Origin of the sequence: Brevibacillus sp. IT-7CA2, assembly GCF_949767855.1 — a bacterium.
In the GTDB taxonomy this organism is placed as follows: Bacteria; Bacillota; Bacilli; order Brevibacillales; family Brevibacillaceae; genus Brevibacillus.
Genome location: NZ_CATKQT010000003.1, coordinates 144,268 through 162,263, shown reverse-complemented (window position 1 = coordinate 162,263; position 17,996 = coordinate 144,268). Strand labels below are relative to the sequence as shown.

The following is a 17,996-nucleotide window of genomic DNA, read 5'->3' as shown; positions in this document are numbered from 1 at the left end:
CCTCGATGAACTGGGGGAGACGATTCAGAATCACAAGGTGACGACACTTTGGCTGACGGCTGGTCTGTTCACGGTCATGGTTGACCACAAGGTGGAGTACTTGAACGGCGTTCGCCAACTACTTGTTGGAGGGGATGTTGTCTCCGCAGCCCATGTACGTAAGGTACTTTCACTTGGTGGTATCACGGTGATTAACGGCTATGGGCCGACGGAAAACACGACGTTTACATGCTGCAATCCCGTCACGGAGCTTCCAGAAGGTGTTAACTCCTTCCCGATCGGTCGACCGATTAGCAATACCACGGTGTACGTATTGGACAAACATCAACAACCTGTCCCTTTGGGGGCAGCAGGCGAATTATATATAGGCGGAGATGGCCTAGCTCTTGGCTATTTGAACAATCCGGAATTAACCGCAGAGCGTTTTGTGGAGAATCCGTTTGACCCACAAGGAGGTTCGCGCCTGTACCGTACTGGTGACTTGGTTCGTTATCTACCTGTTGGCACGATTGAGTTTATCGGGCGTATCGACAATCAGGTAAAAATCCGCGGCTTCCGCATTGAACTAGGCGAAATCGAGACGGTGTTGCAGAGCCACCCGGCTGTAAAAGAAACAGTACTCATGGTGAGAGAGGAAACTCCTGGAGACAAGCGCCTAGCCGCCTACCTCGTTTTTGCAGAAGAAAAAGAGGTTACTCACATCGAGATGCGATCCTATCTCAAGGATAAGTTGCCAGAGTACATGATCCCATCCGCCTTCATGAAGTTGGACAGCTTCCCGCTGACACCAAACGGAAAAGTGGATCGCCGGGCGCTACCAATCCCTGACTATTCCCGAAATGAGGCGGATAGCGGTTATGTAGCACCTTCAACAGAAATGGAAATAAAATTGGCGGAAATCTGGAAAAGTGTGCTGGGTGTTGCAAACATCGGCATCTATGACAACTTTTTCGAATTGGGCGGCGACTCCATTCTGAGTATCCAGATCGTCGCGAGAGCCAATCATTCCGGAATTCGCTTCACAACCAAGCAACTTTTCGAAAATCAAACCATTGCAGAATTGCTACGCGTTGTTACTGATTTGAGCCAAGAAACGGATATCAAATGGAAAAATGAGCAGGGCGCTGTTACTGGAAATGTACCGCTCACTCCAATCCAAAATTGGTTCTTTGACTCCAATCAACCGTCGCTGCACCACTGGAATCAGTCGTTACTTCTGACTGTTCAGCAACCAGTTGACCTTGTTGTACTGGAGCAGACGATCGAAAGCCTACTGGCCCATCATGATGCGTTGCGTATGCGTTTTTCACACCATGACGGCATGTGGACACAAATGATGGAAGGTCTTGAAGAGAATGTTCCATTCCGTAGTGTGGATCTTTCTAATCTCCCTAAACAGGAACAGGAGTCCAGGCTGGAGGAAATCTCACAAGAAGTACAAGCGAGCCTAAATATCACGGAAGGTCCCGTCGTAAAGGCTGTGTACTTCAACATGGGCGAAGAGCAAGCTGGCCGACTGTTGCTCGTCATTCACCACCTGGTTGTTGACGGTGTATCGTGGCGTATTTTGCTGGAGGACCTGCAACATACCTATGATCAAATAGCGAACGGTCAAGACGTACAACTTCCAGCAAAGACGACTTCGTTCAAGATGTGGGCTGAGCAATTAGTCGCGTATGCCAATTCAGACGCCATCCTGCAAGAAAAAGAGTACTGGCTCAAACAAGATCATGAGGCGAGTCTGATCCCGATTGATCACTTATATGAGCCGAGTCAGAACACCGAAGCGACAACCAAACAAGTAACATTCTCGTTACAAGCAGGAGAAACCCGTGCCCTGTTGCAGGAAACACTTTCTCCTTACCGTTTGAAAATAAACGATGTATTACTCGCTGCCTTAACAAAAGCGATGCACCGTTGGACAGGGAAACAGACGTTAACTTTCCATCTCGAGGGGCATGGACGCGAGGATATTTTGGAAGGAGCAGATATATCCCGCACCGTTGGCTGGTTTACGAGTATGTATCCTGTACAGCTGACGCTTGACCAGACGAAACCGTGGAGCGAACTGCTGAAAGCGGTCAAAGAACAGCTTCGAGCCATTCCGCAAAATGGAGTTGGCTATGGTATCCTGCACTACTTAAGTCAGGATGACGAGCTGAAAGAGCAGTTGAAGTCTCGAATGAAGCCAGAGATCAGCTTCAACTACCTCGGCCAGTTTGATCAGGTAGTTTCGTCTAACGCAAAATTTGGCATGGCTGCTGAATCGAGAGGCTCGAATCTTGCACCTGATTCCATTCGCGGGCATTTAATCGATGTAAACAGCGTCATTTCTGGAGAACAACTGCATGTCACTTGGTTCTACAACGAAAACATCCACGAGAAAAGTACGGTGGAAGCAGTTGCTCGTGATTATATGGACGCGTTGCGTGAGATTATGGCTCATTGCCGCTCCGAAGAAGCAGGGGGCTATACTCCTTCTGACTTCCCGTTATCTCGTCTGGATCAGCGTACAATCGACACGTATGTGGGTAGAGATCACTCCATCGAGAACATATATCCACTGACGCCGTTGCAGGAAGGAATGCTTTTCCATTCCCTGTACGAACAAGAGGGCGGAGACTATGTGGTTCAATTCTCCATGACGATCCATCATTTGCACGTCGATGCACTCCAACAAGCATGGCAAAAAGTCATCGATCGCCATTCTATCCTGCGTACCTCCTTTATCTGGGATGGGGTAGTCAATCCGCATCAAATTGTCCGCAAACACGTACAGGTGACAGTTGATGAAAGAGATCTGCGACATTTACCGACTGATAGGCAGAAAGCAGCGCTAGACGCATTTTTGGAAGAGGATCGCAAGCGGAACTTCTCGATTACAGAACCACCTCTCATGCGTTTGACTTTGTTCAGGATTAGCAACGAAGCGTATCGCTTTATCTGGAGCTTCCACCACGTATTACTGGACGGTTGGAGTTTGCCGCTCGTCCTAAAAGACTGGTTTGCCGCTTATCTAGCGCTGGCTGATGGAAGAGACGTTCAGCTTGGGGCTGTACAGCCTTTTTCCCAGTATGTTGCGTGGATTCAGCGTCAAGACTTGCAAGCTGCGGAACGCTTTTGGCGCAACCATTTAAAAGGGATATACGGGCCGACACAAATCAATCTCGGACAAGCTCTCCAATCCATTGGAGAACCGAAAACCTACGACGAGCGCTTTATCCGATTTTCGCCCGAGTTTACCGAACATCTGCAATCATTTGCTCGTCAGCATCAGGTAACGCTAAATACATTCATACAAAGTGCGTGGGGCATGATCCTCGGAGCTTACAGTGGTGAAACAGATGTCGTATTCGGGGCAACTGGTTCAGGACGTCCAGCCGATTTGCATGGCGTAGAAAATATGGTGGGTCTGTTCATCAATACGCTCCCGGTTCGAATCACAATCGATCCAAGCAAAACCGTTCGGGTATGGCTGCGCGAATTGCAAGAAATGCAATTGGAGATTCGCCAATATGAGTACACGCCGCTGGTTGACATCCAGAGTTGGAGCGAATTCGAGCGCAACACCTCTCTGTTCGAAAGTATTTTTATCTTTGAGAACTACCCGATCGACGAGTCTGTGAAAGAAGCGGACAGCAGTATTCAGATTTCTGATGTAGACTCTGCGGAGCAAACAAACTATCCACTTACCGTAGTATGTGGCCCTGGTAAAGAATTTGTCCTCAAAATCGTTTTTGATCAAAACCGATTCGATCATGTACGGATCGAACGTGTCCTAGAGCAAATGACTCTTCTGCTCCAATCGATGACAGCAAATCCTGATCAACCTCTGGCTGATGTGTGCATGATTAGCGAAAGCGAACAAGAGCAGGTTTTGGTCGAGTGGAACGAAACGAAGGTGGATTATCCAACCGGGCTTTGCATTCATCAAGCATTTGAACACCAAGTAAAAAAGACTCCAGATGCCATCGGACTCATGTACAAAGAGATGGAATTGACGTATGCAGAACTGAACCAGCGAGCGAACCAATTGGCGCATCATCTCCTTGCCCAAGGCGTGAAACCAGATACGCTCGTCGGTATTTGCATCGAGCGCTCTCCTGAGATGATCGTTGGGATTCTCGGTGTGATGAAAGCAGGTGCCGCCTATGTTCCAATCGACCCTGCACATCCGCTAGAGCGTATTGCCTACATGATCGAGGATTCGCAGGCAAACATCGTGTTGACCCAGCAATCTCTGGCAAACCATTTGCTTACAACAAAGGCTCAGATAATTTGCCTTGATAGTAATGCTATGGAGAATGAACCTGTTCACGATGTGATGAGTGGGATTACAGAACAAAATCTTGCTTATGTCATTTACACATCTGGTTCCACTGGCTTGCCGAAAGGTGTTATGGTCGAACACCATAGTGCGGTGAATATGGCTTATTACCTGATCGATTTGTTCCAAGTCCAGCCATCTAGCCGCGTCTTACAGTTATGTTCGTTCAGCTTCGACGTATCAGTCGCTGAGATCGTCATGGCTTTGATTTCGGGTGCGACCCTAGTCATTGAGGATCGGGAAATGCTCTTGCCAGGTCCTGAACTCATCTCTGTCTTGCAAGAAAAACAAATCACGACTGTGATGACGGTGCCCGCTGTACTTGCGGCATTACCTGACGCCGACCTACCTGATCTGAAAACATTAGTGATCGGTGGCGAAGCACCAAGCTATGAGCTCATCACTCGCTATGCAAATCATCGTCAATTTTTCAATTGCTACGGACCAACGGAGGCAACCGTCGGCACCACGTTCATGCTGATGGATACGAATCTGACGAACACGCCAATTGGCCGCCCCATCGCCAATGCGACCATCTACGTATTAGATGCCAATCTGAAGCCTGTCCCTATAGGCGTACCGGGTGAGCTGTACATTGGTGGAAAAGGCTTGGCACGCGGTTACTGGAATCGTCCAGAGCTTACAGCAGAACGCTTTATCATTCATTCGTTTGGAGCAGAAGGCGAACGTCTTTATCGCACAGGTGATCAGGTGCGCTATCTACAAGACGGTAACCTCGAATTCCTCGGACGTATCGATAATCAAGTGAAAATTCGCGGCTTCCGTATCGAATTAGGCGAAATCGAAAACGCATTGAGAAAGCACGCTGCGATTCGGGAAGCTGTCATTACCGTACGAGAAAATCGTTTGGCTGCTTATCTGATTGCAATGGGTGAAGAGAAGCCGGTTACAGAGGAGCTCGTGCTCTATCTGAAAGAGACATTGCCAGATTACATGATTCCAGCAGGCATAGTCTGGATGGAGGCTATTCCGCTTACGGTCAACGGAAAAGTAGACCACCGGGCACTGCCTACACCGGATTGGGGACTTTTGACCACACAACAAGAGTATGTCGCACCTCGCACGCCAACAGAAGAAATAGTGGCGAACATTTGGACACAGGTGCTTTCCGTTGAGCAAGTCGGGATTCACGACGATTTCTTTGAACGAGGGGGACATTCCCTCTTAGCTACCCAAGCGATTTCCCGTATGCGTCAAGCTTTTGGCGTAGACATGCCGCTTCGTACGTTGTTTGATTATCCGACAACGGCTACGATCAGCGAAAAAATTACGGCATTGTTACAAGGGGAAGCTGGTCTCACTGACATCCCACTCGAGCCTGTATCGCGTGACGAAGGCTTGCCGCTCTCGTTTGCACAACAACGTCTGTGGTTTTTGGACAAGCTGTTGCCAGACAGTTCTGTATACAACATCCCATCTGCTGTTCGTCTGCATGGTGAGCTAGACGTCGAGGCGTGGGAACGCAGTCTTAAGCTGATCATCCAACGTCATGAGAGCTTGCGTACAACTTTCTCCGATATCAATGGAGAAGCAGTTCAAGTCATTCATCCGGAGATCGAGTGGAACCTGGGACGAATCGACTTACGAGACTGGAACGAAGAGGAGCGAGAAGTGGAAGCATTGCGTCTCGCCATAGAAGATGCAGAACAATCGTTTCATCTGAATCAAGGGCCGTTATTGCGCGCAAAACTGATTTGCATGGATGAACAAGCGTATGTATTTTTGCTCAATTTACATCACATCATTGCGGATGGCTGGTCCATGAGTGTATTCATGGGTGAGTTAGTCTCCATCTACGAAGCGTTATCTGCTGGAGAAACACCACAGCATACCGAAATGCCGCTGCAATATGCAGACTATGCCACATGGCAACGAAATTGGTTGCAAGGAGAGGTACTGGAGCAACAATTGGCGTACTGGAAAAAACAATTAGGCGATGCAGAACCACTTCTGATATTGCCGACAGATCGTCCACGCCCTGCGGTTCAGAGCCATAAAGGGGCGATGCATACGATTAGGCTCCCTGAAAAACTGCTGGCCGATCTAAAAGCGCTCAGTCGTGAAGAGGGATCAACCTTATTCATGACCTTGCTAGCTGCCTTTCAGACCCTGCTCTATCGCTACAGTGGTCAAAAAGACATCCTCGTCGGAAGTCCGGTCGCAGGACGTAATAGACAGGAAATGGAGTCACTTATTGGTTTCTTCATTAACACCTTGGTAATGCGCACGGATATGTCTGGGGAACCAACCTTCCGAGACTTACTAGCAAAAGTGCGAGAGACCGCACTGGAAGCTTATGCGCATCAAGACCTGCCATTTGAAAAACTGGTAGATGAACTGCAGCTGGAAAGAAGCCTAAGCTACTCACCGTTGTTCCAAGTGATGTTCGTACTGCAAAACATCCCGATGGAAGTACAAGAATTGTCCCAGATTCGTATCGAGCCTTTCCACAAAGGTCAGGAGGGCGTAAGCGCTAAGTTTGACATCACCTTGACCACCGTAGAAGCAGCTGATGGACTTATCGCAACATTCGAGTACAACACCGATCTTTTTGATCCAGCAACGATCGAGCGCATGGGGAACCATTTCTCCAACCTGCTTGAGGCGATTTCGGTAAATCCGATGCAACCGGTCACAGCCATGCCTCTCCTGAGCGATATGGAAAAGGAGCAGCTTCTCCTTCAATGGAATGATACAAATGTACCTTTTGAACGTGAAACATGCGTGCATGAAAGGGTTGCACGGATTGCACAGGAGTTGCCAAATCAATTAGCAGTTGTTTCCGAAGAAGGGCAGATCACCTATGCAGAACTAGATGCCAAAGCGAATCAGGTAGCGAACTACCTGCAAAAACAGGGAGTATCCTCCGAAACCCTTGTCGGCATCTGCGTAGAACGTTCCATTGATATGCTCATCGGTCAACTGGGAATACTCAAAGCTGGCGGTGCTTATGTCCCAATGGACACGGCGTATCCACAAGAGCGTCTTGCTTTCATGATGAAAGATGCCAATACGCCAGTTGTATTAACCCAAGAACGACTGTTAGGGCGATTGCCGGAAGGACCTGCATCATTCATCTGCTTGGATCGTGATTGGAATATCATTTCGGATGAGAGCAGCGAGGCACCAAACACGGCAATGACAACAGAGAATCTGGCATATGTCATCTATACGTCTGGCTCTACTGGAACGCCAAAAGGGGTAGAGATCGAGCATGCCGCCTTGTTAAATCTCATTTTCTGGCACCAACGGTCGTACAGCGTAGATTCAAATGATCGAGCTTCACAAATCGCCGGTACCGCCTTTGATGCATCTGTTTGGGAAATCTGGCCGTACCTAACAAAGGGAGCAACGCTTTATCTCCCATCCGAAGAAATTCGTCTTGTACCTGAGGAACTCAGAGATTGGCTTGTTGCATCGGGTATCACGATTAGCTTTTTGCCAACGCCATTGGCGGAAAGGCTGCTTACCTTGGAATGGCCTATCAATACGAAGCTGCGCTATATGCTCACAGGAGGCGACAAGCTACACGATTACCCACCAGCAACAATGCCGTTTACTCTTGTGAACCAATACGGTCCAACCGAAAACGCGGTTGTCGCCACAGCAGGTGCCGTTCCAACAGAAGCTACTCATGTATTCGCACCATCAATCGGACGACCAATAGATAATGTTCAGGTATACGTCCTTGATGAAAAGCTGCAACCTGTGCCGATTGGTGTAGCCGGAGAGCTCTATATCGCAGGAGACAGCTTGGCACGTGGCTATCTGAAGCGCCCTGATCTAACCAAAGAGAGGTTCGTAGCCAATCCATACTCGCAAAAACCAGGAGCGCGCATGTACCGAACTGGAGACCTGGTTCGTTACCTGCCAGATGGAACCATAGATTTCATTGGTCGTGCAGACGATCAGGTGAGCATTCGTGGATTCCGGGTCGAACTGGGTGAAATTGAAACGGCTCTGTACACTCATCCAGCGGTAAAAGAAACCATCGTCCTCGTACGTGAGGATATTCCGGGCGTAAAACGACTCGCTGCCTACGTCGTATTTGGAGAAAAACAAGAAATTCAAGCAAGTGACTTCCGTAGCTACCTAAAGGAAAAGCTGCCTGAGTATATGGTGCCTGCTTCATTTGTCATCATGGGTAACCTGCCGCTGACACCAAACGGGAAGGTAGATCGACAAGCATTGCCTGTACCTGATTTATTACACACTGAAAAAGAAGGCAGTTTTGCAGCTCCGACAACTGCTATAGAGGCTACGCTTGCAGATATATGGAAAAATGTTCTAAGAATTGACAACGTTGGTATTTATGACAACTTTTTCGAGTTGGGTGGAGACTCCATCTTGAGTATCCAAATTGTTTCTCGAGCCAATCAGGCTGGAATTCGTTTGACGCCGAAACAGCTCTTGAGAAATCAAACCATCGCGGAACTGGCAAATGTCGTGACAGCGACTGACGGCAAACAAACAGTAAAAATCCAAGCAGAACAAGGTACCTTGACGGGAGTGGTGCCGCTAACGCCAATTCAATCGTGGTTCTTCACGACTGAACAACCGTCAATCCATCATTGGAACCAATCCTTGCTTTTGACGGTTCAACAACCCGTCGACCTGACTGTTCTAGAGCGTGTCATCGAGAGTCTGCTCACTCATCATGACGCATTACGTATGCGTTATAACCATACGGAGCACGGCTGGACCCAACATGTGGAAGGACTTCCTAAGACCATTCCATTCCGTAGTGTGGACCTGTCCGCTGTTCGAGAAGAAGAACAAGCCGATCGTCTGGAGCAAATCGCAAACGAGGTGCAATCAAGTCTACATGTAAGTGAGGGCCCCGTTTTCCAAGTCGTTTACTTCCATCTTGGTGCGGACCTACCTGGTCGTCTGCTGATTGTTGCCCACCATCTGGTGATAGACGGTGTATCCTGGCGCATTTTGCTAGAGGATCTGCAAACTGCTTACGGGCAACTTGTAAACGATCAGGACCTGCAATTCCCAGCGAAGACGACTTCATTCAAGTCATGGGCAGAGCAATTGCAATCCTATGCGAATTCCGAAGCGATCAAGCCGGAAAAAGCGTTCTGGCTGGGCCAAAGTGATGAAGTGAGTCCACTTCCAATTGACCGTGCCTTCGATCCAAGCCAAAACACAGATGCAACCTCCAAACAAGTCAGTATTGCGCTATCTATTGAAGAAACTCGCGCGTTGTTGCAGGATACGCTTTCGCCTTACCGTCTGCAAATCAATGATGTATTGCTTACCGCTTTAATCAAAGCAATGAATCGTTGGACAGGTGAAAAGCTAGTCTCCGTTCATCTGGAAGGGCACGGACGCGAGGAAATTATCGAAGGAGCAGACTTATCCCGCACGGTTGGCTGGTTTACGAGCATGTACCCGGTACAGCTTTCGATTGACCCTTCGAAACCGTGGGGTGACGCTTTGAAAGCGGTCAAGGAACAGCTTCGTCGCATTCCAAAGAAAGGTGTCGGCTACGGCATATTCCGATACCTCAGTCAGGATGAGGAGTTGAAAAAACTCCTCGATGAAAAGCCGAAGCCAGAAATCAGCTTCAACTACCTCGGACAGTTTGATCAAATCGTTCAAGCCGAATCGAGATTTGGCATGGCGCAAGAATCAAGAGGCTCCAATCTGGGGAAAGACACAATACGTCAGCACCTGATTGATGTAAACAGTGTCATAACCGGAGAACAACTCCATGTCACATGGATATATAGCGAAAACATTCACGAAGAAAGCACGATCCAAGAGCTTGCTTTCAACTATCTGGAAACTTTGCGTGAGATCATTGCGCACTGCCAATCCGAAGAAGCAGGCGGCTATACGCCATCTGACTTCCCACTAGCGCGAATGGATCAACGTGCTATCGACAAGCATCTGGGACAGGATCGCCTGATCGAAAACGTCTATCCACTCAGTCCATTGCAAGGTGGCATGCTGTTCCACTCCCTGTACGAGCAAGAGGGGGGAGACTATATTGTTCACTTTGCCATGACGATGGAGGGCTTGCACGTCGATGCGTTTGAACAGGCGTGGCAAAAGGTAGTGGATCGTCATCCGATTCTACGTACCTACTTTGTTTGGGAAGGTTCAGAAGCTCATCAGATTGTACGCAAACAAGTAAAAGCATCTGTAGAGAAAATCGACCTTTGTCATTTGACGACGGAGCAGCAAAAAACGGAACTGGATCAGTATCTAGAAGCTGATCGAAGACGAAATTTCGAGATTGCTTCTCCACCACTCATGCGTTGGACGTTGTTCCACTTACGTGAGGGAGTTTATCGCTTCACTTGGAGCTTCCATCATGTATTGCTTGATGGTTGGAGCGTACCCATTGTACTAAAAGACTGGTTTAGTGCTTATGTGTCCATAGCAGAAGATAGAGAGGTTTCGTACAGCTTCGTCCAACCATTCTCTGCGTACATCGATTGGGTACAGCGCCAAGACTTGAAAGCTGCCGAACATTTTTGGCGCGAACAGCTTAAAGGCTTCCACGAGTCTACACCATTAGCGATGAGTAGCTACTCTGGCGGCCGGGAAAATATGCCGAAAGTGTACGAAGAGAAAGAAACTCGCTTATCGGCGGACATGACTTCACGTTTGCAAGCCTTTGTCCGTACACATCAGTTGACATTGAATACGCTTGTCCAAGGGGCATGGGCTCTCATCCTGAGCCGATACAGCGCAACGGATGATGTCGTCTTCGGTGCAACAGTTTCCGGTCGTCCGGCTGATCTGCCTACCGTAGAGGGCATGGTAGGACTATTCATCAACACCCTGCCGATTCGTGTTTTGATCGATGCGAACAAATCGGTGCGGGAATGGCTACGCGAGATTCAAGAACATCAAGTGGAGCTTCGCCAGTTTGAGTATACGCCGTTGGTTGACATCCAAGGCTGGAGTGAAATGGCGCGTAATGCTGCCCTGTTCGAGAGCATCTTCATTTTTGAGAACTACCCGATTGGTGAATCGGTAAAAGATGAGCATTATCAGCTGCAATTATCCGACGTAGAAACGATGGAACAAACGAATTATCCAATCACCGTCGTCTGCGGTCCGGGTAAAGAGTTCATCCTTAAGATCAAATACGACCAAAACCGATTCGCGTCTGAAAATATCGAACGTATACTGCACCAGATGTCGTACCTGCTCGAATCCATGATGGCAAAACCTGAACAGTGCCTCGCAGAGGTGTCGATGATCAGTGAAAGCGTGCTCCAGCAGGTATTAGTCGAATGGAATGACACGAGCGTGGATTATCCGACCCAGCTTTGCATCCATCAGGCATTCGAGAAACAAGTGGAAAAGACACCTGATGCTATTGCACTCGTCTACAAGAAGATCGAGTTGACCTATGCTGAGCTAAACAAACGTGCAAATCAGCTGGCACACAGGCTGATTGCATGGGGTGTGCAACCGGATAAGCTAGTAGGCATTTGCGTCGAGCGCTCTTTCGAGATGATCATCGCTTTCCTCGGTGTGATGAAAGCAGGGGCTGCTTATGTGCCTATTGATCCGGCGCATCCGCAAGATCGCATCGCCTACATGATCGAAGATTCGCAAGCGAACATTTTGTTGACGCAAGTATCGCTGAAAGACATGCTTCCAGTCCTTGCTGAACAGGTTATTTGCCTCGATAGCGATGAACTGGCAGATGAGCCTACCACAAACGTGGATAGCAGCGTCAATGAACATCATCTCGCTTACGTAATCTATACTTCTGGATCAACCGGATTGCCCAAAGGGGTGATGGTCGAGCACCACTCCGTGATCAATTTGACACATGCCCTGATCCATTCGTTCCAAATCGATGCGACCAGCCGGGTTTTGCAATTCACATCATTTAGCTTTGATGTTTCTGTCTCCGAGATCGCTATGACCCTGCTCGCTGGTGCCACGCTAGTCATTGAGGATCGCGAATTACTTTTACCTGGTCCGGAGTTGATCCAAGTCCTGCAGGAACAACGCATTACGATCGTGACAATGGCTGCCTCCGTAGCATCTGCCTTGCCACAAGCGGATTTGCCAGACCTGAAGACCCTGATTGTCGGCGGGGAAGCTTTAAGCCGTGAGCTTGTCGCCCGTCACGCCAAGGATCGCCAGTTCTTTAACTGCTACGGACCAACAGAAACAACCGTCACTGCTACGCTCATACGTTGTGAAAATAACGGTCAAAATCCATCAATCGGCCGACCCATCGCCAATGTGGAAGTGTATGTACTGGATGCATACCGGCAACCTGTGGCCATAGGCGTACCAGGCGAGCTGTACATCGGCGGAAAAGGAATAGCCAGAGGGTACTGGAATCGTCCTGAGCTTACGAAAGAACGCTTTATCAATCATCCGTTCGGCAAGGAAGGAGAACGCCTCTACCGGACTGGTGACCTAGTTCGCTATACGGAAGACGGACAGCTCGAATTCCTCGGACGAATCGACGACCAAGTCAAAATTCGCGGTTATCGAATCGAGCTGGGCGAAATCGAGAATAGACTCAGACAGCATCCAACCGTTCAAAATGTCGTCGTTATCGCGCGTGAGGAGCGAGAAGGAGACAAGCGTTTGGCAGCTTATCTCGTTGCAGCAAACGAACAACAACCGGGAGACGCAGAGCTTATCCACTACTTGAAAGAGACCCTACCGGAATACATGGTTCCAGCAGGTTATGTATGGATGGCAGAGATTCCACTAACGGTCAATGGGAAAGTAAATCGCCGCGCCCTTCCAGCACCGGATTGGGGACAAGGGGAGTCAGAGAAGGAATATGTGGCACCGCGTACACCGACAGAGGAAATCGTTGCCCATATTTGGTCGCAGGTTCTTTCTGTTGAGGGAATTGGAGTCCACGATGACTTCTTTCATCTGGGTGGACATTCGCTCTTGGCTACCCAAACCGTTTCCCGGCTGAAAGAAACATTTGGTGTGGAAGTACCACTCCGTGCCTTGTTCGAAAATCCTAGCGTGGCACAAATGAGCGAAAAGGTAACCGGTCTACTGGAAGCCAAATCGAAAGTGGCCAGCATTCCACTCTCATCGGTTTCTCGCGACCAGCCTCTACCGCTCTCATTTGCACAGCAACGCTTGTGGTTCTTGGATCGTTTAATGCCGAACAGCGCCTTGTACAACATCCCGTCTGCCATGCGGATGCAAGGACACCTCAACATCCATGCATGGGAACGCAGTCTGCAGATGATCATCGAGCGACATGAGAGCTTGCGAACAACCTTCACTGACATCAACGGGGAAGCGATACAAGTCATTCACCCAGAAATCGCGTGGAGCCTGGGCAAGATTGATTTGCGTGATCTACCAGAAGAGGAGCGCGAAGCCAAGGTACATCGCCTGGAGAGAGAAGAGGCAACCAAGCCATTTGACCTACGTACAGGACCGTTACTGCGGGCCACGATCATCCAGATCGGCGAAGAGAATTTCGTCTTCCTGCTTAACATGCACCATATCGTATCCGACGGCTGGTCGATGAACATTTTCATACGAGAGCTGGTTACGATTTACGAAGCGCTTCGCAAGGAAGAAACGCCGCAACTCACCGACATGCCATTACAATATGCAGACTTTGCAGCTTGGCAGCGTAAGTGGCTACAAGGAGAGGCGCTGGAGCAACAACTCGCATACTGGAAAGCGAAACTCGGTGGCAGTGAGCCGCTATTGGCCTTACCGACAGATCGTCCGCGTCCACCTGTACAGACATATAATGGAGCCTTATACACGACGAGTTTCCCAACGGAGCTTGTGGAAAAATTACACACGCTCAGCCGACAAGAAGGCGCCACGCTCTTTATGACCTTGCTCGCTGCATTCCAAATCCTGCTTCATCGCTACAGCGGTCAAGACGACATTATCGTAGGAAGTCCGGTTGCTGGACGCAATAGACAAGAAACGGAGTCATTAATTGGCTTCTTCATCAACACGCTGGCGATGAGAACCGATATGTCTGGCGCTCCAACCTTCCGTGAACTACTTGCAAGAGTGCGCGAGTCTGCACTCGAAGCATATACCCATCAAGACCTGCCCTTTGAAAAGTTAATAGATGAGCTGGAGTTGGAACGTAGCCTAAGCTATTCGCCGCTCTACCAAGTCATGTTTGCTCTGCAAAACTTCCAAATGCAGACGCATGAACTTGAGGGCATTCGGATTGCTCCGTTTGAAAGCAAGAGCCAAGAAGTGATGTCCAAATACGACATCAGCTTGACTATGGCAGAAACGACAAACGGCCTGATCGCTACTTTTGATTACAATACAGATTTGTTCGACCAAACAACGATGGAGCGGATGGTGAACCATTTCCATCATTTACTGGATGGAATAGTCGCCCAACCTGATCGATCGATCATGGCGTTACCACTGCTTCGTCCGGATGAACGTGAAAAGCTTCTACTCGCGTGGAACAACACAGCTGCAAATTACACGTATGAGACGACAGTGCACGAGCTATTCGCCGAAATGACAAGGAAAATGCCGAATCAACTGGCAGTCGTCTCCAAGGAAGGCTCGCTCACCTACGCAGAGCTGGATTCAAAAGCGAATCAACTAGCGAACCACTTGCAACAACAGGGGGTTACGACAGAGACTCTCGTCGGCATTTGCGTCGAACGCTCCGTCGAGATGCTGATCGGCCAATTAGGGATTCTGAAAGCAGGCGGCGCGTTTGTTCCGATGGACCCATCTTATCCAAAAGAGCGCCTTGCCTTCATGATGAATGACACGAACATGCCGATCGTATTGACCCAAGAACGCTTGCTTGAAGCATTGCCAACTGGGGATGCAGCGTTTATTTGTCTCGATATCGATTGGGATTTGATTGCCAATGAGAGCACGGAATCACCCGAAATCACGACGACAACGAACAATCTCGCCTATGTCATTTACACCTCCGGCTCTACCGGAACACCAAAAGGAGTGGAAATCGAGCAACGCGCTCTATTGAATCTCATCTATTGGCACCAGCACGCTTACAACGTCACGCCAGAAGATAAAGCATCACAAATCGCCGGAACAGCCTTTGACGCCGCTGTCTGGGAAATCTGGCCGTATCTGACGGCAGGAGCCACCCTGTATCTGCCACAAGAAGAGATTCGTCTCGTACCGGAAAAACTGCGTGATTGGCTCGTCGACTCAGGAATCACGATCAGCTTCCTGCCAACGCCATTAGCAGAGAGCTTGATGTCTGTTGAATGGACGACCGATTCAGATTTGCGCTACATGCTGACTGGCGGTGACAAACTGCATCACTATCCATCGGCTCATCTGCCATTTACATTGGTAAATCAGTATGGGCCAACGGAAAATGCCGTCGTAGCTACAGCCGGCATCGTTCCTGTACAAGCTGGTCAGATAGCTGCACCAACAATCGGACGCCCAATCGACAACGTGCAAGTATACGTTCTTGATGCAAAGCTGCAACCTGTGCCTATCGGTGTTGCAGGCGAACTATACATCGCAGGGAACAGCTTGGGTCGCGGGTATCTAAAACGTCCTGATCTGACACAAGAACGCTTTGTAGAAAATCCGTTCGCTCACATTCGAGGAGCAAAAATGTACCGCACAGGAGACCTTGTCCGCTACCTGCCGGACGGCAACATCGAGTTTATCGGTCGTGCCGACGATCAGGTGAGTATCCGTGGTTTCCGCGTCGAGCTGGGCGAGATTGAAACCGCCCTGTACACTCATCCTTCTGTCAAAGAAACGATAGTCCTTGCCCGTGAAGACATGCCAGGTGTGAAACGACTGGCCGCGTATGTCGTGTTAGAAGAGGGTGTAGAGGATCAAGCTGGCAACTTCGACAGCTACCTCAAAGAATTACTGCCGGAGTACATGGTACCAGCCGCATTCGTAATCATGGATGCTCTGCCACTCACTCCAAATGGCAAAGTAGATCGTCGTGCATTACCTATACCGGAGTACATGGTGAGGAACGGAGAATTCGTTGCTCCAGAGACGTTTGTCGAGAGAGTATTGGCCGAAATATGGAAAAAGGTTCTAGGAGTAGAGCAAGTCGGAATTCACGATAACTTCTTCGAACTCGGTGGTGATTCGATTCTAAGTATTCAGATCGTGGCTCGCGCAGCCCAATCTGGAATTCGCTTGTCACCAAAGCTCTTGTTCGAAAATCAGTCGATTGCCGAGTTGACTCATGCGATCGGGGAGTCGGTTAACATTTTCGCCGAGCAAGGCATCGTCACAGGGGAAGTGCCACTCCTGCCGATTCAGCGCTGGTTCTTCGAGCAAAAATTGGCAGCTCGCAACCACTGGAACCAATCTGTACTTTTAACTGTCAAACCGATCGATCCAGAAATTTTGAGACAAGCTTTCTATCACTTGCTCGGACACCATGATGCCCTCCGCCTCCGCTTCTACCATCAGGATGGAAAATGGAAGCAAATCAACGAGGATTGGACAGATATTATTCCATTTACCGTAGAGGAATTGGGTCATTTGCCGTATGAACAGCAAGTAAAGCGAATCGAGGAAATTTCTGAGGAAGCTCAGGCAAGCTTGCATCTCTCGGAAGGTCCGTTGCTCCGTGCCGTCTACTTCGATTTGGGCAGTGAACAGGAAGGCCGCTTGCTAATTGTCATTCACCACTTGGCAGTCGATGGTGTGTCTTGGCGCATCATCACGGAAGACTTGAATAAGGCCAGCACCCAACTGCTACAAGGCAAGCAGGTGCAACTGCCGCCAAAAACCAGCTCCTACAAGTATTGGGCTGAAAAATTGACGGAGTACGCTCAATCGGACAGCCTGCGAGAGGAAGCGGATTATTGGCTAAGCACCCTCGATACTGAAGTAAACGCTCTGCCAAAAGATTATGAGAACGGAAAGAACCGAGAGCTTACTGCTAAGATGGTTTCTGTTGCCCTTACGCAGGAAGAAACCAAAGTACTCTTACAGGTATTGCCTTCGATCTACCAAACACAGATCAATGACGTCTTGCTCACTGCATTGGCAGAAGCGATCTTCGTCTGGACTGGGAATCAAACCTCCCTCGTCCATTTGGAAGGACACGGGCGAGAAGAGCTCTTCGACGATGTCGATCTGTCCCGTACCTTGGGGTGGTTCACGAGCATGTATACCATCCTCTTGGATACGAGTGGAACGACCTCTTTCAAAGAAGCGCTACAAACGACCAAAGAACAGCTGCGTAGCATTCCGAACAAGGGAATCGGCTATGGAGTTCTCCGTTACCTGAACGAGGAAATGAATGAAACGTTCCACTCCTTGCCAAAAGCAGAGATTAGCTTCAACTACCTCGGTCAGCTTGATCAGTCAGTAGATGACACAGAATCCCTGTTTGGCTTTGCAAACGAAGCGAGAGGCGACAACTTCAACCGCAACTCAGAACGTCAGCACCTGCTAGATTTCGGTAGCTCTGTCGTTGGGGGACAATTGATTGTAACGATCGCCTTCAGTGAAGAGATTTATCTCAAAGAAACTGTCAAAGATTTGGCGGATTACTATGTAAACGCACTACGACAATTGATCGAGCTAGGTCAGACGGAGACGGCGGCAACACCAACTACAAGTGATCTGTCCGAATTCGGTTGGGATGATGAAGAGATTGCCGACTTACTTGATCTCATCCAAGACAAGTAATGAATACAAACTGCAT

At 49.0% G+C, this 17,996-nt stretch carries 1 protein-coding gene; it reads left to right on the top strand.

Features of this window, described 5'->3' with window-relative positions; genetic code table 11:
* A partial coding sequence (lgrC, locus tag ACM6JA_RS02515; RefSeq protein WP_414851036.1) for a linear gramicidin non-ribosomal peptide synthetase LgrC occupies positions 1–17,980 on the top strand: 17,980 nt, incomplete at its 5' end.
* Between the last annotated feature and the right edge of the window lie 16 nt (positions 17,981–17,996).